Source organism: Blautia sp. HA9023 (genome assembly GCF_056504095.1).
Genome location: NZ_JBWLUR010000008.1, coordinates 530,054 through 550,512, shown reverse-complemented (window position 1 = coordinate 550,512; position 20,459 = coordinate 530,054). Strand labels below are relative to the sequence as shown.

Here is a 20,459-nt window from a genome sequence, read left to right as displayed (position 1 = left end):
TTACATCTCCCTTCCCTTTAATGCATTTTTGTCTGCGATCCTCTGCAGGATAACATTGATCACAACTACTACCAGGATGATAACACCCTTGATCATGTTCTGCCACAGGGAGCTGATACCTACAAGTGGAAGAGCTTTTGCGATGGTTGCAAGGATAATGGAACCAAGGAATGCACCTACTACTGTTCCACGTCCACCGCTCATGCTTACACCACCGATAACGCAGGCTGCGATGACATCCATCTCACCACCGTACTGCATATCAGGCATTGCAGAAGCATAAACAGAAACCTGAAGTGCTCCGCCAAGACCTGCGAGGAATCCCATGATCACATATACAAGAAGGTTGATATTCTTTGCATTGATACCGGAAACCTGTGCTGCACTTGCATTACTTCCTACTGCGTAGATTCTTCGTCCTGTTCTTGTCCATTTCATAAAGAAGAAGAATACTACATAACAAATGATGATTACCCAGATTACTTTGTTAATTCCAAGAAATGTGGATGTTGCAAAATTTTTGAAATCACCAAGAGCTGCGGCACTTGCCCACTCACCACCGTGAGAAACAAGATATCCCATTGCTCTGTAGATGTACATAAAGCCCATGGTTGCAATGATCGGCGGAACGTTTGCTCTTGAGATCACAAGACCTACAACAAGTCCGCAGGCAATACCGATTGCCATTGCAATGATGAAAGCAAGTAATGTACTTGTGATATGTCCGTATTTCAGGAGCATACCAATGGACATACCGGAAAGTGCCAGAGTTGACATGATGGAAATATCGATTCCGCCTACCAGCATGACACACAGCATACCAAGTGACATTACCATTGTTACTGCATTATTTTTCAGCATCTCCATGAGTGACTTCGGCGTAAGGAATGACGGGCTGATCGCTGTGACAACTGCAAACAGCACGATTACGATAATTGCCAGCAGAGCCTCTCGGGAGCCTGTAATCTTCTTGATGACAGATTTCTTTTCCATTATTTAGTCCCCTTTCCAGTGCTCTTTTCCATGGACAGCTCAAGGATACCCTCCTGTGTTGCCTCTCCTCTGTTCAGTTCACCTGTCTTACGGCCGTTACACATAACGATGATACGGTCTGCCATACCCAGGATCTCCGGCATCTCGGAGGAGATCAGAATGATCGCATAGCCTTTCTTTGCCAGATCTCCCATGATCGCATAGATCTCGGCTTTCGCACCAACGTCAACACCCTTGGTAGGCTCATCCATGATAACAACCTTCATTTCCTGTGCAAGTGCCTTGGCAACTACAACCTTCTGCTGGTTACCACCTGACAGGGAGCTTGCCGGCTGGAAGATATCAACTGCCTTGGTATCTACTTCCTCAAGAAGCTTCTTGGAAATTTCTCTTTCTGTCTTCTCGTCGTTGAATCCGGATTTTGCATATTTACTGATGACCGGAAGTGTTACGTTTCTTCCAAGTCCCCAGCTCATGATCAGGCCTTCCTTCTGTCTGTCCTCAGGAAGAAGGATGATACCTTTTTCCATTGCCTCGGAAGGAGTCTTGATGTAAACCTCTTTTCCTTCAAGGAAAACTTTTCCTTCATCCGGACGGGTGATTCCGCAGACAGCTTCCACAACCTCTGTACGTCCTGCACCAACCAGACCGGTAAGACCTACGATCTCACCTGCACGTACATTGAAGGACACATCCTTGAAAAATCCTGTTCTGGAAAGATGTTCGATACGAAGCATCTCATCTCCCAGCTCAACTTCCGGTTTCGGGAACAGATCATTGATCTCACGGCCAACCATTGCCTTGATCAGATCTGCATTTGTGATTCCGTTTACATCGTAGGTTCCGATATACTGGGAATCACGGAATACGGTAACTCTGGAAGCCAGACGGTACATATCCTCAAAACGGTGAGAAATAAAGATAATGGAAACGCCATTCTCTTTCAGCTTGTCAACCAGTGTGTAAAGCTTCTCGGATTCGTTTCTGGTAAGTGCTGCTGTAGGCTCATCCAGAATGATGATCTTCGCATTTGTGGAAAGTGCCTTGGCGATCTCAACCATCTGCTGCTGCGCAACAGAAAGGGTACCCATCTCAGCGGTTGCATCGAAATCTGCATCCAGCTCTTTCAGATACTTGTTTGCCTCCTGGTTCATTTCTTTCCACTGGATCATATGATGTTTGATGATCTCATGACCCATAAAAATATTTTCAGCTACTGTAAGGTGCGGGTATGATGTCGGATGCTGATATACGGCTGCGATACCTGCTTCCTGAGCATCCTTCGGACCTTTGAAGTCAACCTTCTGTCCGTTTAAGAACATCTCACCTTCTTCTGCTTTATGTACTCCGGTAATAACCTTGATAAACGTAGATTTACCAGCACCATTCTCACCCATCAGCGCGTGAACTTCGCCAGGTTTGAGCTGGAACTGTACATTATTCAGAGCTTTGACACCGGGGAATATCTTCGTAATACCTTTTAACTCAAGAACATATTCTGACACGGCTCTTTCTCCTCCCTTTCCTTTGATCTGATTTTATTTTATCATCCCACCTGTTGGCTGATAATGGGAATATTTTTGGATAAGGGTAAAATATTCCTCTTTTCTATGTAAAATATTACCCATAAACCAATACCGCATTCTCGTATTTCTATATATTTTATGCTATAATGATAGCGCTGACGTTTCTGTTTTCTGTGAATATAAACAGAACCGTAAATGTCTGATTTACAAGGCTATGAACTATATCCAATTGGAGAACTATCTATGAAATTACTGATCGTTGATGACGAAGAACTTACACGTACCGGACTTATCTCATCTATCGACTGGGATTCTCTGGGGATCACCGAAATCCTTCAGGCTGACGATGGTGTGAACGGGCTGGAAATGGCCAGACTTCATAAACCCGAGATCATTCTCTGTGATGTGCGGATGCCACGAATGACCGGCATCGCCATGCTGGAACGACTGGAAAAGATTCTGCCGGACTGTGTACCTATCTTCATGAGTGGCTACTCAGATAAAGAATACCTGAAAGCCGCCATTAAATTAAAAGCTGTTAATTATATCGAAAAGCCCCTTCATCCCGAAGAAGTACGGGATGCAGTGCTGGAGGCCCAGTCTCTTTACAGGCAGAAGCTTCGTTCCCACCGTGAAGAAGCCCTGCACTCTCAGGAAACAGCCACCCGGCTTGCACAGAAACTGACCCTTCCGCCCTCCGACAACAGTGAGATCGCAGATCTCTGTCTGGAACTCGGACAGCCGGAGCTTCTTGATCCCGACATGAATTTTACTTCCATAATCGTGAAACTCAATAGTGGAGTAGAATCATCCGGTATTTTTCTGGAAGATATCCTGAATGATATTTCCTGTTTTCTGGAACATTATCACCTGAAATGTCTCTTTGTGGAAAAAAGAGTACAGTATCTGGTCCACCATATATATGGAAGCAATGCGCCTTCCCCGACTACACTTTCCGCCGTAGGAAGCTATATTTCCAGGCAATATGACTGCTGTGGAAAACATCTGATCGCTGCCGGCAATACGGTAACTGATATTTCCAGAGTTTATCAGTCCTACGCTTCCGCCGTGATCCTTTTGCAGAATTGCTTTTTCTTTCCGGAAAAAACATTTCTTACAGAAAACACCATAAAACAGCTTTCCCCAAAAGGACCGGTTCCGGATTCCCTGCAGTCTCCGGAAAATACTTTTTCCAAATACCTCCTTGCCGGAGAGGAAACACACTGTGTTCAGTTTCTTGAGGAACTTTTCCGGTATTACAGCTGTAATCACACATTTATGCCCAACCAGATCCGTGATCTTTATTATCAGCTGTTTAATGCGCTTTCCTCTTCCCGAAAAAAAAATCAGGTAGAATCCGGGCTTCACGAAAAACAGGATCTGATCATGGACACCCTGAACAATGCTTTTACCTACGAAGAGCTTCATGAATCTCTGAAAGAAAAAACCGCTCAGTATTTTGAAGATGCAAGGAATTCCCAGCCGGAAAATTCCACCATCTTTATGATCAAGGATTACATCAGCCGGAATTACATGAATGATACCCTTTCCGTAAAGGATATCAGCAGCCATGTATATCTTTCCGCTTCCTACGTATGCACCTTTTTCAAAAGTGAAACTGGCCAGACTCTCAATCAGTATCTGACGGAATACCGCATGGAAAAAGCCAAACAGCTGCTTTCTGATCCCAGATACAAAATTTCTGAGATTTCTTCCAAAGTAGGTTATACAGACGGCAATTACTTTGGTAAAAGCTTCAAAAAATACTCCGGTTTCTCCCCGTCCGAATACCGGGAGAAAATGTCATGAGGGCCTTCTGGCGCCGTTTCAAAAACGGCTATCTTAACTTAAGCCTTCAGACCAAATTCACCATTGCGCTGATCAGTATTGTGGTGCTTCCCGCATTTCTTACCGTATTTCTTTTTTACGGAAGACTGTACAATATGGTCGTGTCCAATACCATCCGGCAGGAACAGGATGCCTCCGCAAAGACTGCGCCTCTCATCGAGCGGACCATGGATACGATTCTGGCTACTACACGGAATATCACCGGCCAGAATTTTTTTCAGGAACTTTTTTACATGCCGGTCAGCGATTCATCTGAAAAACTTGCCACATCCAATCATGCCATTGATTTCAAAAATGCCGTTCAGCGTCTGACCACGGATTCCATTGTTACCGATGTGCGGATCTATGTGGATTTCCCGGATGATCTGAAATCGCTGAACGCCTATCCCAATACAGAAGATCTCCTGGCACCTTTAAGTCAGGCAAAGGGTACTTACTGGTATGGTATCTTCCAGGGAAACCGGGAGCCGCAGGAAATGTTCTGCCCTTCCTTCTATCTCGGTTCTCAGGAAAAACAGAATTACGGAGATATGGCATATATCTGTCCCCTGAGCCTTTACTACCACAGTACCGCCTACAAAGCTTATCTGGCTGTTTACTTTTCCGATGATAAGCTGAACAATATTTTATCCGACAATCTTTCTCTGGAGGGAAGCGTGTCCTATATTGTAAATGAACGTGATGCCATCGTTGCAACTTCTGATCAATCACTGTCCGGAATCTACCGGCTGGATTACGACACCATCAAAGATTCCTTCATGTCATCCAACAACTTTATTGAGCGAAACATTCTGGACACTAAGGTTTATGCCGGCTTTTACAGTATTTCCAATACAGACTGGTTTATGGTTACAATTCTTCCTGCCCCGCCGCTGATCCACGAAAGCAATCATCTGATGCTTCAGATTGCACTGCTCTACGCAGGTTTTCTTGTTCTGGCCCTTATTTTTGCCAATATACTGGCACACTCCATCACCGGAAGACTTTCTTCTGTGATCCGGCAGATGCAGACCGTACGCCACGGACCACCAACTCCCATGGAAAGCCCGGAAGCCCACGATGAGATCGGTGATCTGATTGATACCTACAATTATATGACCCGAAAAATGGATGAACTGATGAAAAAGCAGGCAAAATCTGCAGAAGATCTCCGGATTGCGGAGTTTAATTCCCTCCAGGCACAGATCAATCCCCATTTTCTTTATAATACCATGGATATGATCAACTGGATGGCACTGCAGGGACAGACGGAAGAAATCAGCCATGCGGTACAGAGTCTTTCCCGTTTTTACAAACTGACGTTAAGCCGGAAAAAAGGAATCTCTACCATTGCAAGGGAACTGGAACATGTGACGATTTATGTACAGCTCCAGAATATGCGCTATCATGACAGCATCGAACTGATCACGGATATTCCGGATGAGCTGTCGGAATATCAGATTCCGAAACTGACTCTTCAGCCGGTTGTGGAAAATTCCATTCTCCACGGAATCCTGGAAAAAGAGTCAAAATCCGGAACCATTGTCATTACCGGATGGATGGAAAACAAAGACATCGTTCTTCTGATTTCCGATGACGGTGTGGGGATTTCCCCTGAAATCCTTTCAACAATTCTCTCCGGAAGTGGAAACAGCCAGTCCGGCGGTACCAACATTGCCGTTTACAATACACACCGGCGCCTTCAGATCCTTTATGGAAAAGATTATGGTCTTACCTATTCCAGCAATCCCGGAAAGGGAACGGAAGTTGAAATCCGTTTCCCTGCACACAGAGAAGAGTAATCTACAGGAGGTATATCATTTATGAACACACAATCATCCGTACTTTTATATAATTTCAATGATCCGGACCGGCTCCGGATGATCCGCCGCTATCTGAACCGTCAGAAAGTAAAAGTCCGGATCGTCACCACACCGGAATTTCTGCATCCTCTGGGATATCTTTTTGAACTTCCGGGATTTCAGCCCTGTGCACAGTTTAATCTGGGCAAAAATTTCAGTGAGGAAATGATGGTACTGAACAATTTTTCCAGTGAACAGATGGATGCGTTCCTGGCGTTTTTCCGGGAAGAAGCGATTCCTTCGGTTTCGTTAAAAGCCATGCTCACCCCTGTGACCCAGCACTGGTCTTCCATTCAGCTCCATGACGAACTTACAAAAGAGCATACAATGATGCATAAAAAATAAGAATTTTTCCATCAAAAAAGGAGACCGCATTTGCAGTCTCCTTTTTTCGAATATGTTTTCGGTTGGTTATAAGAAAGAATTTATCGTTTTTTGTGATACTGATAATTATCTTGTTACGATATCTACCGGTACGTTGAAGATTTTTGCAACTTTCAGGATTGTGTCGATGTGTCTTCCTGTAGCAGCTGCCATGTGATGTGTCGGGCCAGCCTCGCTCCAGCGATTTACAAATTCTCTTGCTCCACATGTGAAACGTGTTCTCATGTTTGTATCACCGAAGGAAAGGATCGGTCCTTCCTCGTTTACACCCTCAGCTACAACGAACTTGAAGTTTCCGTCTTTATCCTGAGTGATTGCAAGGTAGGTTACAGGGCCTGTGTATGGATAGAACTGTGTCAGGTATCCGCCGCCTGTTTTGCCGTGGAATACCGGCACGATTTTCATGGTTGGTTTCTTGTCGGAGATGTCAGCGTCACCGCTTCCGGAATGTCCGATGATGCAGATGTCATCGTTGAAATCGATGGAGTACATCTCAGAAAGCTGGCCTGTACCGGAAATTGTCTTTAAGATACTCATTGCCATGGCAACTTTCATATCGCCCTCTACGGCACATGCAGTACCCTGTTTGATCAGCATGGAGAAAGCCGGGATCAGCATACTGTCAAGGACTCCTGCTTTACCCTGTGCAAATCCGTCGTAATGAGAAGCGATCATTCCAAGATGTTCGTCCTTTACCCATTTTTCAAAAGCAACAACGTATTTGGCCATATCCCATACTTTCTCAATGGTGCCGCCGCCCTCGATATCGAAGGTGTCAAGGATATCCTGTGCTTTTGCACGGATTGCTTCCTCGTCTGTGATATCGTCAGCGATTGCCCACATTTTCTCCCAGTCAAACTGTTTGGTGTAGAGGAACATTCTGTTATAGAGGTTGGTCTCATCGATGTAAAGATCCATCATACCCGGGTATGGTCTTCCGATCTGAGCAATGTTAGTTTCACGGAATCTTCTTCTTACCTGAGCAGCTTTGCACCAGTCTTCGATCTCAGCCTGAACTGCAGGATCTCCGCCTTCTACAACGCCTGTGATAACCGCATGTCTCTTGCCTGCTCTCTCAAGGTCAGCAACTGCCTCGCCTACAGCACCGCATGCATAGCCTTCACCCAGCCAGGAGGCAATGTCAGTGTGCTCATAATCCAGCGCTTTGATCTTCTGAACGTTTACAAGAACAACCGGAACATCCAGATCACGGATCGCCGGAAGCATGTTGTAGGATGTTGCGTATGTCAGCATCTGAAGAAATACAAGGTCAACATCTGCTGCACGGAACTTATCTCCTGCCACCATTGCCTGCTCTTTTGTTGTCACCATTCCGCCGTCAACGATCTCTACTGTATCCGGGATCGTTTTCTTGAATGCGTCGTACTGTGCCTCAAATTCCGGCACCAGTGACGGGAACTGCGGAAGATATGCGCCTAAAGCAATTGAAAATACACCAACTTTTGCCTTTGTGTTAACTAACATAATAAAACCTCCAGTTATTTTTATTTATGCTTTGTATACTTTGATACCGAAGGACTCATGGATGGTTGTACGAGCCTCCTCGATCGTTTTAAACTCCTCGGCCTTCAGCATCTGTGCTGTGATATTACCGATTGCAGTAGCCTCACCAGGGCCTGCATGGATTTCTTTCTTTGTAGCTTTTGCAGTCAGCTCATTTAAGTATCCTGCATTGGAACCACCGCCTACGATATGGATACGGCTGTAGGTTCTTCCTGTCATCTCCTCGATTTCTTTTGCGATCTTAGCGTAGCAATCTGCAAGGCTTGTATAGATAACGGTTGCAATCTCGCCAAGAGTTTCCGGAACCTGCTGTCCTGTTCTGCGGCAGTAGTCCTGAACCTCTTTTGTCATGTTCTCAGGAGAAAGGAAGCACTCATCGTTTGCGTTTACTCTTGACGGGAAGTCTTTTGCCTCCTCAGCCATCTCGCAGATCTGTGCAAAGCTGTACGCATCATCAAACTCATGACGTACAGACTGGATCATCCAGAGACCCATGATGTTCTTCAGATAACGGAAACGTCCTGCATATCCACCCTCGTTTGTGAAGTTCATCTCACAGCTCTTCTCAGAGCAGTCTGCTTCTTTTCTCTCGATTCCCATCAGAGACCATGTTCCGGAACTGATATAAATGAAATCGTCATCATTTGCAGGCACAGCCAGAACTGCAGACCCTGTATCATGTGTAGCCGGTGCTACAACCTCAAGATCAAAGCCAACTGCTTCCTTCACTGCGTCTGTTAAATGTCCGATGCTTGTGCTAGGCATGATCAGCTTCTGGAATATCTTTCTTGGATATCCCAGCATATCGATCAGCTCATAATCCCAGTCCTTGGTTGTCGGGCATACAAGCTGTCCTGTGGTTGCCTCTGTGTACTCGCAAGTTTTTTCGCCTGTAAGAAGAAAATGGAAGTAGTCCGGTACATGAAGAAGTGTCTCAGCCTGCTCCAGATACTCAGGATGTTTCTTCTTCACTGCCATCAGCTGATATACTGTATTGTAGATTGCTTTCTGGATACCGGTTCTTGCATACAGATCCTTCAGGGAAATTGTCTTATAAACTTCCTCGTCCATTCCCTCTGTACGATGATCACGGTAGCCTACGGTATTACCAAGAACCTTGTCATCTTTGTCAAGAAGTACGAAATCAACGCCCCAGGTATCTACGCCCATGCTTACCGGAATCTTGCCGATCTCTTTGCATTTCTTAAGGCCGTTTACAATCTCGTTGAAAAGGCGGTCAAACTCCCAGCAGAGCTCTCCATCCTTCTTAACCATGCCGTTCTCAAAACGATAGATTTCTTCCAGGATCATTTTTCCGTTTTCCATATGTCCCAGAATGTGACGTCCACTGGATGCTCCGATATCTACTGCTAAATAATATGTTGCCATTTTTAAATCCTCCTCAATATGTAAGCTTCTGATCACTTTCATATCTGATGTTGTATTTATCATACATCAGGATCCTTCCGGTGATAAGAACCTCTTTTGTCAAAAAAAGTGTCTTTATTTGCCAATAATACAGCGATTATTTATGAACTACTACATTATTTGTTTAAAAAATCCGCTGACTGAATCAGCCAGCGGATCTCTTATTTCATACGTCCGTGAACGCAATCCGCGTTCATTATAACTTCACGATCTTATCAATTATATGATTTGATTAGTCATAAAGGTTAGGTGCGATATTCTCGTCTTCCATATTTGTTGCATCATACCAGTAACCCTCTGTAGGAACATCCTCAAGCTTCTGGCCGTTTGCTGCTGCTGTCAGAGCGTAGATTGCATAGTATCCCATCATAAGAGGAGACTGTGTAACAGCACCAATGAATGTGCCATCTTTAACAGCTGCTTTGATGATAGAACCAGCATCGAAACCAACACCAACTACATCACCGTTTGCCGGGTCAGAACCAAGAACGTTAAGGTTAGCATTTGCTGCAAGAACACCCTCTGCAGAAACCTGGTTGGAACCGAATACTGCGATACAGTTCTCCTGGGAAAGGATTGCCTGAGCCTCTGTGGAGCAAAGCTCTACAGTTGTCTGTGCCGGAACAGCTACCTGGATAACAACGTCTGCGTCTTTAGCATCAGCATCAGCACCCTCTGCTGCGTTAACATAGAACTCGTTACCGCTTACTGCTACAGTCTTGCCATCAGCCTGAAGAAGCTCGATCATCTTGTTGATGAATCCAGTACCACGCTGCTGAATGTTCTGAGCTGTTGCATCCTGGTTAACCTCACCGATGATAACCTGTCCGTCAGCATCTTTAACAACGTCTTTAATGGAGTTGTACATATTCTCAGCTGCTACTGCACCAGCCTGTGCGTTGTCTGTACAAACCTCGCATACTACAGATCCTTCCGGAGCATCAGCGATACCTGTATCGAAAGTTACAACCGGGATACCTTTTTCTGCACATGTCTTAAGAGCATCCTGAACAGAAGATGTATCGCAAGCTGCAAGTCCTAATCCAACAGGATTGGAGCCGATAGCTGTGTTGATCATGTTAACCTGGTCAGCGATATCGGACTCACTGTTCGGTCCCTGTGCTTTATAAGTAACGCCCAGCTCCTCAGATGCTTTCTTCATACCTTCCTGAGCTGCATCCCAGTATGTAGACTGGAAAGATTTAACCATCATCGGGAACTCATAAGCTTCGTTTGCTTTCAGTCCGTCGAACTGTGCGGTAGGATCCTCAGCTGCTGTGGAATCTGCGGATTCCTCTGTTGCTGCATCTTCTTTCTCCTCAGCTGCAAAAGCTGCTGTTGCGCTCATGCTTGTTACCATTGCTGCACAGAGCATTAATGCCATAACCTTTTTTGCTTTCATATAATATTTCCTCCTTAAAATATATTATATAGTTTTTTATGTTCATACGCCGTTGCTACCCCTTGGCGTTTCACATCTTTGATTATCGGGTGCTGTTCACATTTCTCTGTAAACAGCACCCTTACTTATTATACACACTTCTTAATATCAGTGTGCTGCTTTTTTCTCTTTCAGGATATCGATCAGAACGGCTACGATCAGAACGATACCAGTGATGATCTGCTGCCAGTTTGCCTGCAGGCCGATATATGGAAGACCTGTTTTCAGAAGCATGATGACGAAGATACCAACGAATGTACCGATCACGGAACCATATCCACCGGTAGCTGCTACACCACCAACGAATACACCACCGATAGCATCCATCTCAAGTCCGGCACCAGTACCAGGCTGTACAGTAGGTGTTACTGCTGCGTATGCGATTGCTGCAAGACCTGTAAACAGACCGCAGACAACGTATACCATTACGTGATAGAACTTTGTATTGATTCCAGAAAGGGCTGCTGCCTCTTTGTTGGAACCGATTGCAATTGTGTAACGACCGAATTTGGTGTGGTTCAGGATGTACTCCATAAGAAGAACCAGAATGATCATCCACAGGAAACCGAGCGGATAACGTGAAGCACTTCTTCCTGTACCAACGGTTACCTTGAAGATGCTGTGGAACCATCCACCCGGCTGTGTAAGTCCCGGCCAAGGTGTTGCACTGCAAAGAGATCCGGCACCACGGGTAATCATACATGTACAAAGCGTTGCAAGGAATGGCGGCAGGTTCATAACACCAATAAGTACACCGTTTAATGCACCAACTGCGATACCAAGTACGATACAGATGATCATAGCAAGTGCTACCGGGCAGTTGTTGTTTCTGATCAGTGTTCCTGCGATCAGTGCGTAAGCTACCATACCAGTTCCGATTGACAGGTCAACACCACCAGTGATAAGCGGGAATGTAACTCCGATCGCCATAAGAAGATCGTAATATGAGAAATCCAGCATACTCAGGATCGTGGTGTACTGTCTGAATTCTTTACTCAAGCCTGAGAATATCGCACACAGGACAATGATAACGAGCAAAACAATAAATCTCTGATCACTTAAAATACTTTTTTTCTTCTTAGTCATGACTTTCCTCCTTAATCGATATTCCGTGTGGCCTTGTCCATGATGTTTTCCTGGGTTGCCTCGGAGATATCAATACATCCGGTAACTTTACCCTCACACATGATGATGATACGGTCACTCATTCGGAGAACTTCCGTCATCTCAGAAGAAATCATGATAATGGATTTTCCTTCTGCTGCCAGTCTGTTCATTAATTTGTAGATTTCGTTCTTAGCACCAACATCGATACCTCTGGTAGGCTCATCGAAAATAAGGATGTCACTGTCTCGTGTCAGCCATTTTGCGATAACTACCTTCTGCTGGTTACCACCGGAAAGGTTAACTACCAGCTGGTCTGTAGTAGGTGTCTTAGTTGCAAGTTCGTTTACATATTTCTCAGCAACTTTTTTCTCTTTTGCTTTGTTGATAAAGATACCATTGGTAAACTCTTCCATTGTTGCCAGTGTTGTATTCTCTGTTACAGATTTCTGTACAACACAGCCGTATCTTCTTCTGTCCTCTGACAGATAACCGATACCACATTTAACAGCATCCTGCGGGCTGTTGATGGTCACCTCATGAAGCTGACCGTCTTTACCCATAATGGAGATCTTACCACTCTGCTTCGGATCTGCTCCGAACAGTGCTCTGGCTGTCTCGGTACGTCCTGCGCCCATCAGTCCTGAGAAACCAAGGATCTCGCCTTTTCTCAGCTCAAAGCTTACATCCTGAACCATCTTGCCTGCGTTCAGATGCTCAACCTTAAGAACTACCGGTGCATCTGCCGGAACTGCACTCTCCTGCTTCGGATCCTCATAAATAACACGGCCAACCATCATGTTGATGATATCTTCTTTTGTACTGTCTTTTGTGATGAGGGTTCCTACGTAACCACCATCTCGCATGACTGTTACACGGTCTGTGATCGTTTTGATCTCATCCATACGATGTGAGATATACACGATACCGAGATTTTTCTTACGAAGGTCACGGATGATCTCAAACAGATCTGCGATTTCCTTCTCGGTAAGTGCTGCGGAAGGCTCATCGAAGATGATGACCTCAGCTTTATGAGAAATTGCTTTTGCGATCTCACACATCTGCTGTTTTCCGACTGTCAGATTCTTCATCTTTTCCTTCGGATTGATCTCAATGTTCAGATCCTGGAAAAGCTTCTTTGAATCCTCGATCATTTTTTTGTCATCGATACGGAAGCCCTTCTTCGGTTCACGTCCGATGAAGATGTTCTGAGCAACGGTAAGATCACCTACCATGTTCAGCTCCTGATGTACGATTACAACGCCGGCATCCTGTGCCTCACGTGTATTGTGGAATTCTGTTTCCTGTCCTTTGTAAACGATGGAACCTGAATCCTTCTGATAAATACCGGTAAGAACCTTCATCAGTGTTGATTTACCGGCACCGTTTTCTCCCATAAGTGCATGTACTTCGCCGCGTTTTACTTCGAAATTAACGTGATCCAGAGCATGAACTCCAGGAAAGGACTTATCAATGTCCTTCATAGTTAAAATAACTTCACCCATTGTCGCATCCTCCCTCTAAGATCAGTTCTTTCTGCGTCTTGCAGAAACGTCGATATAAACTGCAACGATAACGATGATACCTGTGATGATCATCTGCTGTCCTTTACCAAGGCCAAATGCCATGATGCCCTGCTGAAGAAGAGAGATGATGAATACGCCGATTACAGTACCGCCGATGGAAGCAAGTCCACCAACCATGGATGTACCACCCATAACGCAGCCTGCAATAGCCTCGTTGTTGTACTGATCGCCATAGCCAGGCTGAACAGTTGTGTATGTAGCTACAAAGAAGAGTGCTCCAATACCTACCAGGAATCCGCAGATCACATAAGCAAGCATTTCCCATTTCTTTGTGTTAACACCGGAAAGGCGGACAGCCTCTTTGTTGGAACCAAGGCAGAGGATGTAACGTCCCGGTTTTGTGTTGTAAAGAACGATACCGCAGATAACTGCCATTCCCAGGAAAATAATAATTCCTACAGGGAAGCCGTTTACGGAAACGATATTACGGAACCAGCCGTTTGCATCGCTGGCTGCCGGCCAGCTTACAGACTGTGTTTTTGTGAATACAGAAGCAATACCTTTTGCAATGTTCATGGATGCCATGGAAATAATGAATGGTGGCACTGACATGTAAGAAACCATCCAGCCATTGAAAATACCAAAGCAGAGACCGATCAGAATGCAAAGGATCATGGCAACTGCACAGGGAACCTTGTAAGATGTCATGCAGTAACCGGATACCAGTGCACAGCAGAACATTACAGGTCCGATGGAGAAATCAATTCCTCCTGTAGCGATTACGAATGTAACGCCAAGTGACAAGAAGCCCAGGAAGTACACATAGTTCAAAGTAGACTTGATACTATCAACAGCCGGAAACTTGTTTCCAAGAACTACTTTAAAAACCAGGAACATAAGAATCAGAACACAGACAAGAAGTATTCTGTTCAATCCGAGCTTCTTAACGATTGGATTTTGTTTTAAGTTTTCCAATTTTTACCCTCCTCACGTTTTGCACGTATCTTGTGTTTTCTTGGTTATTATAATACCGTCAAAAATCAATAATTGTAATAGAATATCTTTCAAAAAAAGGTTAAATATTTACTGTATGGTAAATATTTAACCCTTTTCTTTGTGCATTTATGACTATTTACGGTGTAAGATCACCATATGTTTTTAACGTATTAAACGGGAAAAGCAGTTTTTCGATCTCACTGGTATACATATTGTCAGGTGTCACCAGCTGGCACCCGGAATTAATATTCTTCTTATAGTCTTCTCCACGCAGCATCTTAACAGTTTCCCGAACACCCACATACCCCATTTTAAATGCCTTCTGTACAACGATTCCCTGGAAGATTCCGTGTTCCATCAGCTGGACGGCCTCCTGTGAGCTGTCTACTCCCACCACCCTGATCCGATTCTCTGCTTTTGCTGCCTTTACTGCTCTTGCAGCACCTACAGAGGAATATTCATTCATTCCCGCGATCATCTTGAGATCCGGATATTTTTTCATCAGCTCTTTTGTAAGCTCATAGGACTTGTCATACTGAGAATCACAGTATACCACATCTACGATATTATCCTTCAGACTGCCAAGTCCTGTCCGGAAACCTTTTTCTCTTTCAACTGCCGTAGATACACCCTTTACATGTGAAACGATCGCAATCTGATCATCCGTTCCCACAAGATCCTTCGCAAACCTGCCAAGGATCTGTCCCGCTTCCAGATTATCGGTCGCAACGGTAAGATCCTGGACCTCTTCCTGTGTGTAGGAATCAATAAATGCGATATGTATTCCCTGTTCCTTTGCCTTCTTCAAAAGTTGGTCGGATTCAGTGAAGCTGGACGGCGAGATCAGGATCGCGTCCGGTTTTTCTTCTGTTGCCCTTTCGATCAGCTTGTTCTGCCCATCCACATCATTCTCTTCCTCAGGTGCCCATACGCGGATATCTGCATTATATTCCTTTGCAGCCATCTCCGCCCCCTGGATCAGTGATGTCCAGAAATCGTTGGTACCGTCCACAACCTTCGGAATATAGATCAGCGATAGTTTTCTCTCTTCTTCTACCTGTTTATAATAGACTATTCCGGCTACAAGCCCCGCCACAAGGCAGATGACCACTCCTAAAGTCAGGAGTTTTCTATGTTTTTTCATATTGATTCCTCCTGTATTCCCGGAATGGTGATCGTGGCAGTGGTTCCGACATCTTTTTCACTTTCATAGGTGATCCCGTAATTTTCTCCATAATAAAGCTTCAGACGTTTCTGTACATTGTAAACACCCACACCATTGGAATGATAATTCACCTTATGCTTATCATAAATATGTGACAATGTTTCCTCATCCATACCTACACCGTTGTCGATCACCTGAAGAACTGCATTTCCGTCCTTCATAAAGCCTTTTACCTGCAAAAGTCCCTTACTCTCTTTATATTTCAGTCCATGATAGATGGCATTTTCAATGATCGGCTGAAGAACCAGCTTGATCAGAGGGATATTTAATATAGAAGGTTCTACATCGATCTCGAATTCCAGCTTGTCCTTGTAACGCATCTTCTGGATCGTAAGATAACCCTTGGCATACTCCACTTCCCTTGCAAGAGGAACCACTTCATCTTCATTACTGATGCTCTGACGAAGAAGACGCGCCAGGGATGCTGTCATCAAAACAACCTCTTCGTACTTTCTGCCCTCTGCCATCCAGATGATCGAATCCAGGGTATTGTAGAGAAAATGAGGATTGATCTGGGACTGAAGGGCCTTAAGCTCACTTTTTCTCTTTGCTTCCTGTTCCTTCACGTTCTGCTCCATAAGATCCTGTATCCTATGTGTCATCATATTGAAGGATTTCGTCAGACTGCCGATCTCATTCTCCGAATCGATCTCCACATCTGCTCCGTCAAAATGTCCCTCCTGTACCCTGGACATGGAATCCCTGAGACGCTGAAGGGGATAGGTAAGACTCTTTGCCAGAAATCTGGAGAACACCAACGCTACGATCATCAGAAGTGCGGAAACAAGCACATAAATGCTCTGCGCCTGATTACTTTTGCGCAGAAGCTCGCTGACGCTCATACAGCCCACAACGGTCCATCCGGTTTTATTGGATCTGGAAATGGAATACAGCTTTCCTCTGTTTCCCTTTCCGGTACGCACCGTATCTTCTTTTGATTCCACGATCAGGTCGATATTCTCCGTCTGCAATTCATTGTAAAGCTGTTGCTGCTGGGGATGGTAAACGATATTTCCGCTTTCATCCAGAATGAATGCGTATCCTTTTTTTCCAATGGTATTCTGATCACAGAGTTCACTGATGGCACTGTAATTCAGGTCAATAAAAAAGACTCCCTCTTTCTCACCACTGTTGGAAAAATTACGGATCCCCCTGCTTAAAGTGATCACCCACGGACGCTCTCCGCTGATGATGTGCTGTACATGGGAAGATGTAAGAAGAGGACCTTCCGGCTTCTGCAAAGCATCCAGGTACCACTCCTGGGTGGAAAGTTTCAGATCCGGATTCACAGACTGTTTGCCGTCGTTGATCAGTTTCCGCCCATTAATTCCAATGATTCCCAGATTTCGGATATCACTTCGCCCGTCCAGAATTGTCTTGAACTGGTTGATCAGACGTTCTCTTGTGTCATCATCCACATTTTCGCCGAAAAGATATTGCTGCACATCCTCGTTGCTGGAGATCATATAAGCAATATTTTCCATGTAGTCAATATAAGAATCTATATTCTGATTCATCTGCTGCACGATATTCTGGGTGTAGACAGAGGAATTTTCAAAAATAGAATTGCGGGTATATCTCATAGAAACACCGGTTATAACCAGCACCGCACTTAAAAGCAGCACCGTCACCACCGCAAAGATCGCGCTCTGGATACTTTTGAATTTTCCTATGATCTTTGCCGCAAACCGGATATCTCTCATTTACGTTTCTCCCTTGCATATTCTGTCGGGGTGCAGCCTGTCATTTTTTTGAAGGAGATTCCAAAGTAATGCGGGTCTGCAAATCCGACTTTTTCGGCAATTTCATAATTCTTCATGGTTGTATTTTCCAGAAGCTCCTTCGCTTTCTCCATTCGGGTACGTATCAGAACTTCTGTAAATGTTTCTCCTGTAAGATCTTTAAAAATCGTACTAAAATAACTGGTACTGATATTCAGATAGGAGCAGATACTGTTCAGGCTTAAATCCGGGTCCATATAATTCTTCTGAATATAGTCCAGGGCAAGTCTTGCCTGGCGCTGTCCGCTGGAACTGTTGGCATCGGAAAGCGTCTGAAAAATTTCTCCCACATGAGATTTTACCAGTTCAAATGCACTGTCAAAAGAATTCTGCTCTGTGACCTGCTGCAGAAGTGCTTCTCTTTTGGAAAAAAGCTTACTGTCCGGAACCATATCCTCGCAGGTTTCGTCTGCTGCACGGATGATCTGCTGCAGATAAACACAGGCCCTGCTCTTATCCACGCGTGCCGCTTTGATGTCGGATGAAATTTTTTCTAAAATATGATCCGCATTTTCTTTCCTGCCTGTTTTCAGTGCGGTTACCAGAGCCTCTACGACATTCTTTATGGAAAGCGTATTCTCCTCCGGCTGTTCCTCCATATCAATCAGAAGCCTTCCACCAAGAAGATATCTGTATTCGATTCCCTTTTCTGCCAGCTCATGAGACACCAGAAGCTCCTGCTGTGTCCTTGCCCAGCTTCCCACACTGATTGAAACATCCAGAGCCATCAGCTCTTTAAGCTTGGACTGGATCATCTGACAGATTTCCATAATTTTTTCGCCAAATTCTCTGGTCCGGTTTCCCATAAACAATACGCAGACCTTATTGTTTCCTTCCTGATAGGCAACACCTGCCTTCTCCCTGCTTACAATCTCATCACTGACATTAAAAAGGACAAAGGACATCAGTGCACTCTCCTGCCTTTTCTCTGCGGTGATCTGTGTTCCGTCCGAATACAGATCCAGATCAAACGCCGCCACGCGATAGCAGGCAGCTTCCAGACTGATTCCAAGCCCGGAAAGTTCCTCAAGGCTTTCTTCTCTTGTTTTAATGTTTTCCACAAAAGCCTGCAGTGCTCTGGACCGGATCACAATCGCATTCTTCTGATAGTTCTCCGATGTCTGCGTCAGGCGCTCGATTTTCTGTTTTTCTTCTCTTCGCTGATCCACTTTTTTCTTCATTTTTTCGATGACTGCACGGAGTTCCATGGCAGTTACAGGCTTCAGCATGTATTCACTGACGTCATACTGGATCGCCTTCTTGGCATATTCAAACTCACCGAATCCACTGAAGATCACAATTACAATATCCGGATAGTTATCATGGAGAAAATGGCTCAGTTCCATACCATCCATATATGGCATAAGAATATCTGTAAGTACAATGTCTACCGGATGGGTCTGCACAAATTCCGCTGCTGCCTTCCCGTTGTCACAGTCTCCTACCAGCTCGCAGTCCATGGCTTTCCAGTCAATATTCTCCCGGATCGCATCGCGAACAAGTATCTCATCGTCTACCAGTAAAATACGATACATAATTTCTGTCGTCCCCCTCTGTTCAGTTTCTGTTGCTTTTTTGTACATCCCCCTGGCAGATACCTCCCACTATATCTGCCATTTACATTGTTAAAAATTACTGTTTTCTATGTAAACAATAACTGTTAATTCTTTCTACATGGTAACATGTTTGTTGATAATTTACAACGGAGTTTCTTAGTCCACTTTACAGGCAGTACTGTGCAAAAAATCCCATGTCCAATATATTGGACACGGGATTTCATCGTATACAATATTACGCTGGCTGTTCCGCGATTTATTTTACAATAACGCCATCTTCATCCCAGAGGTCATGCCAGTCGTTTGCACCATGCCACAGGAATACCTGTCCTTTTACAAGACGGTTGCCTTTTTCCAGGGTTGCGATGGTTGCCATTTCCTCATCTGTAAGAGGATCCTCGGTGACACATTTCAGGTTGCTTGCATAGTTATGGACAGAGAACGGAATGGAGATCTCACCTCTCTGATGTGCCCATTTCAGAGCGATCAGAGCCGGATGAACACCATGTGCTTTTGCGATTGCCTGCATTTCCGGAACTTCCAGATCCGCAACATCCTCCGGACAGATATCTCTCTCAGGTCTGCGTGGGGAACCGATCGGCATGTAACCTACCGGCTGGATGTTATGTGCTACCAGATAATCATAAAGCTCCTGCTGCTGGAAGCATACATGCAGCTCAAGCTCGCAGGTTGCAGGTTTGATCTTCATAAGTGGAAGAACTGCCTCAAGTTTCGGAATGGTCATGTTGGAAATACCGATGTAACGGATCTTTCCTTTTTCTACCAGAGCCTCGCACTGACGGTATGTATCCATGAACTCCTCAACACTGAACGGCTTGGAATCCGGATTTCTGGAATCTACATCACATCCCGGTGCATGATAGTTCGGGAATGGCCAGTGGATATAATACATATCCACATAGTCACACTGAAGGTCTTTGATGCTCTTGTCACAGGCTTCCTCTACTCTTCTGTGCATGTCGTTCCATACTTTTGTCATGATGAAGAGATCCTTACGCTCTACAACGCCTTCGTCGAACGCATCCTTAAATACCTGGCCGATCTCATGCTCGTTTCCGTAGCATGCGGCACAGTCGAACATACGGTAACCACTGCGGATCGCGCCTGCAACAGCTGCAGATACATCCTCGGCGGATACACGGTCGGAACCGAAGGTTCCCATTCCGACGCATGGAACCTGTTCGCCGGAAGGAAGTGTCACTTTCGGCACGATTGCCGGATTGATAACTTCTGCCATCTTTACATCTCCTTTTTTATGAAAAAAT

General features: G+C 44.8%; 15 protein-coding genes. 3 read left to right on the top strand and 12 right to left on the bottom strand.

What is annotated here, in order from left to right:
- Both AC04Q6_RS12505 and AC04Q6_RS12500 read right to left on the bottom strand, forming a co-directional pair.
- Positions 1–993, bottom strand: coding sequence for an ABC transporter permease (locus AC04Q6_RS12505; RefSeq protein ID WP_021977412.1), 993 nt, complete (start codon positions 991–993; stop codon positions 1–3).
- Positions 993–2,498 carry a sugar ABC transporter ATP-binding protein gene (locus AC04Q6_RS12500; RefSeq protein WP_021977413.1) on the bottom strand — a complete coding sequence of 502 codons (1,506 nt, stop codon included), beginning with the start codon at positions 2,496–2,498 and terminating at the stop codon, positions 993–995. The genes AC04Q6_RS12505 and AC04Q6_RS12500 overlap by 1 nt, the downstream gene beginning before the upstream one ends.
- A 264-nt stretch (positions 2,499–2,762) precedes the next feature.
- On the opposite strand from AC04Q6_RS12500, the gene AC04Q6_RS12495 reads away from it, so the two are divergent.
- The 3 genes from AC04Q6_RS12495 to AC04Q6_RS12485 are packed head-to-tail and all read left to right on the top strand — an operon-like array spanning position 2,763 to position 6,553.
- The gene (locus AC04Q6_RS12495; protein WP_174087529.1) at positions 2,763–4,328 is read left to right on the top strand and encodes a response regulator transcription factor; all 1,566 of its coding nucleotides are present in this window, start codon (positions 2,763–2,765) and stop codon (positions 4,326–4,328) included.
- Positions 4,325–6,148, top strand: a complete 1,824-nt coding sequence (locus AC04Q6_RS12490; protein ID WP_118070953.1) for a sensor histidine kinase — start codon at positions 4,325–4,327, stop codon at positions 6,146–6,148. The genes AC04Q6_RS12495 and AC04Q6_RS12490 overlap by 4 nt, the downstream gene beginning before the upstream one ends.
- Before the next feature lie 21 nt (positions 6,149–6,169).
- Complete coding sequence (locus tag AC04Q6_RS12485) at positions 6,170–6,553, top strand: DUF3783 domain-containing protein (RefSeq protein WP_118061943.1); 384 nt, start codon at positions 6,170–6,172, stop codon at positions 6,551–6,553.
- Between the two features lie 105 nt (positions 6,554–6,658).
- Here the strand turns inward: AC04Q6_RS12485 and AC04Q6_RS12480 are convergent, their stop codons facing one another.
- The 10 genes from AC04Q6_RS12480 to AC04Q6_RS12435 form a co-directional block, all read right to left on the bottom strand.
- Positions 6,659–8,077 (bottom strand): arabinose isomerase, encoded by a 1,419-nt coding sequence (locus tag AC04Q6_RS12480; RefSeq protein WP_118061944.1) that lies wholly within the window; start codon positions 8,075–8,077, stop codon positions 6,659–6,661.
- A 24-nt stretch (positions 8,078–8,101) separates the two neighbouring features.
- A complete protein-coding gene (rhaB, locus tag AC04Q6_RS12475) occupies positions 8,102–9,505 on the bottom strand; it encodes a rhamnulokinase (protein WP_015527297.1) in 1,404 nt (467 codons plus the stop codon).
- Positions 9,506–9,776: 271 nt separating this feature from the next.
- Positions 9,777–10,946 carry a substrate-binding domain-containing protein gene (locus tag AC04Q6_RS12470; protein WP_119247784.1) on the bottom strand — a complete coding sequence of 390 codons (1,170 nt, stop codon included), beginning with the start codon at positions 10,944–10,946 and terminating at the stop codon, positions 9,777–9,779.
- A 147-nt stretch (positions 10,947–11,093) separates the two neighbouring features.
- Positions 11,094–12,071, bottom strand: coding sequence for an ABC transporter permease (locus tag AC04Q6_RS12465; RefSeq protein ID WP_022427195.1), 978 nt, complete (start codon positions 12,069–12,071; stop codon positions 11,094–11,096).
- Between the two features lie 11 nt (positions 12,072–12,082).
- Positions 12,083–13,594 carry a sugar ABC transporter ATP-binding protein gene (locus AC04Q6_RS12460; protein WP_195274255.1) on the bottom strand — a complete coding sequence of 504 codons (1,512 nt, stop codon included), beginning with the start codon at positions 13,592–13,594 and terminating at the stop codon, positions 12,083–12,085.
- Between the two features lie 21 nt (positions 13,595–13,615).
- The gene (locus AC04Q6_RS12455) at positions 13,616–14,590 is read right to left on the bottom strand and encodes an ABC transporter permease (protein ID WP_021652142.1); all 975 of its coding nucleotides are present in this window, start codon (positions 14,588–14,590) and stop codon (positions 13,616–13,618) included.
- Between the two features lie 157 nt (positions 14,591–14,747).
- Positions 14,748–15,755: a substrate-binding domain-containing protein gene (locus AC04Q6_RS12450; RefSeq protein ID WP_119247783.1), complete on the bottom strand. Its 1,008-nt coding sequence runs from the start codon at positions 15,753–15,755 to the stop codon at positions 14,748–14,750.
- A complete protein-coding gene (locus AC04Q6_RS12445; protein WP_119247782.1) occupies positions 15,752–17,539 on the bottom strand; it encodes a cache domain-containing sensor histidine kinase in 1,788 nt (595 codons plus the stop codon). The genes AC04Q6_RS12450 and AC04Q6_RS12445 overlap by 4 nt, the downstream gene beginning before the upstream one ends.
- Positions 17,536–19,152 carry a response regulator gene (locus AC04Q6_RS12440; RefSeq protein WP_021977846.1) on the bottom strand — a complete coding sequence of 539 codons (1,617 nt, stop codon included), beginning with the start codon at positions 19,150–19,152 and terminating at the stop codon, positions 17,536–17,538. Before AC04Q6_RS12440 ends, AC04Q6_RS12445 begins: the two co-directional genes overlap by 4 nt.
- 277 nt (positions 19,153–19,429) lie before the next feature.
- Positions 19,430–20,431 (bottom strand): aldo/keto reductase, encoded by a 1,002-nt coding sequence (locus AC04Q6_RS12435; protein ID WP_118061951.1) that lies wholly within the window; start codon positions 20,429–20,431, stop codon positions 19,430–19,432.
- Positions 20,432–20,459: the final 28 nt, after the last annotated feature.

What these genes read in the sequence shown, in the direction of transcription:
- AC04Q6_RS12505 (WP_021977412.1), bottom strand. Translation starts at nt 993, where the DNA reads ATGGAAAAGAAATCTGTCATCAAGAAGATTACAGGCTCCCGAGAGGCT.
- AC04Q6_RS12495 (WP_174087529.1), top strand. Translation starts at nt 2,763, where the DNA reads ATGAAATTACTGATCGTTGATGACGAAGAACTTACACGTACCGGACTT.
- AC04Q6_RS12490 (WP_118070953.1), top strand. Translation starts at nt 4,325, where the DNA reads ATGAGGGCCTTCTGGCGCCGTTTCAAAAACGGCTATCTTAACTTAAGC.
- AC04Q6_RS12485 (WP_118061943.1), top strand. Translation starts at nt 6,170, where the DNA reads ATGAACACACAATCATCCGTACTTTTATATAATTTCAATGATCCGGAC.
- AC04Q6_RS12480 (WP_118061944.1), bottom strand. Translation starts at nt 8,077, where the DNA reads ATGTTAGTTAACACAAAGGCAAAAGTTGGTGTATTTTCAATTGCTTTA.
- rhaB (WP_015527297.1), bottom strand. Translation starts at nt 9,505, where the DNA reads ATGGCAACATATTATTTAGCAGTAGATATCGGAGCATCCAGTGGACGT.
- AC04Q6_RS12470 (WP_119247784.1), bottom strand. Translation starts at nt 10,946, where the DNA reads ATGAAAGCAAAAAAGGTTATGGCATTAATGCTCTGTGCAGCAATGGTA.
- AC04Q6_RS12465 (WP_022427195.1), bottom strand. Translation starts at nt 12,071, where the DNA reads ATGACTAAGAAGAAAAAAAGTATTTTAAGTGATCAGAGATTTATTGTT.
- AC04Q6_RS12460 (WP_195274255.1), bottom strand. Translation starts at nt 13,594, where the DNA reads ATGGGTGAAGTTATTTTAACTATGAAGGACATTGATAAGTCCTTTCCT.
- AC04Q6_RS12450 (WP_119247783.1), bottom strand. Translation starts at nt 15,755, where the DNA reads ATGAAAAAACATAGAAAACTCCTGACTTTAGGAGTGGTCATCTGCCTT.
- AC04Q6_RS12445 (WP_119247782.1), bottom strand. Translation starts at nt 17,539, where the DNA reads ATGAGAGATATCCGGTTTGCGGCAAAGATCATAGGAAAATTCAAAAGT.
- AC04Q6_RS12440 (WP_021977846.1), bottom strand. Translation starts at nt 19,152, where the DNA reads ATGTATCGTATTTTACTGGTAGACGATGAGATACTTGTTCGCGATGCG.
- AC04Q6_RS12435 (WP_118061951.1), bottom strand. Translation starts at nt 20,431, where the DNA reads ATGGCAGAAGTTATCAATCCGGCAATCGTGCCGAAAGTGACACTTCCT.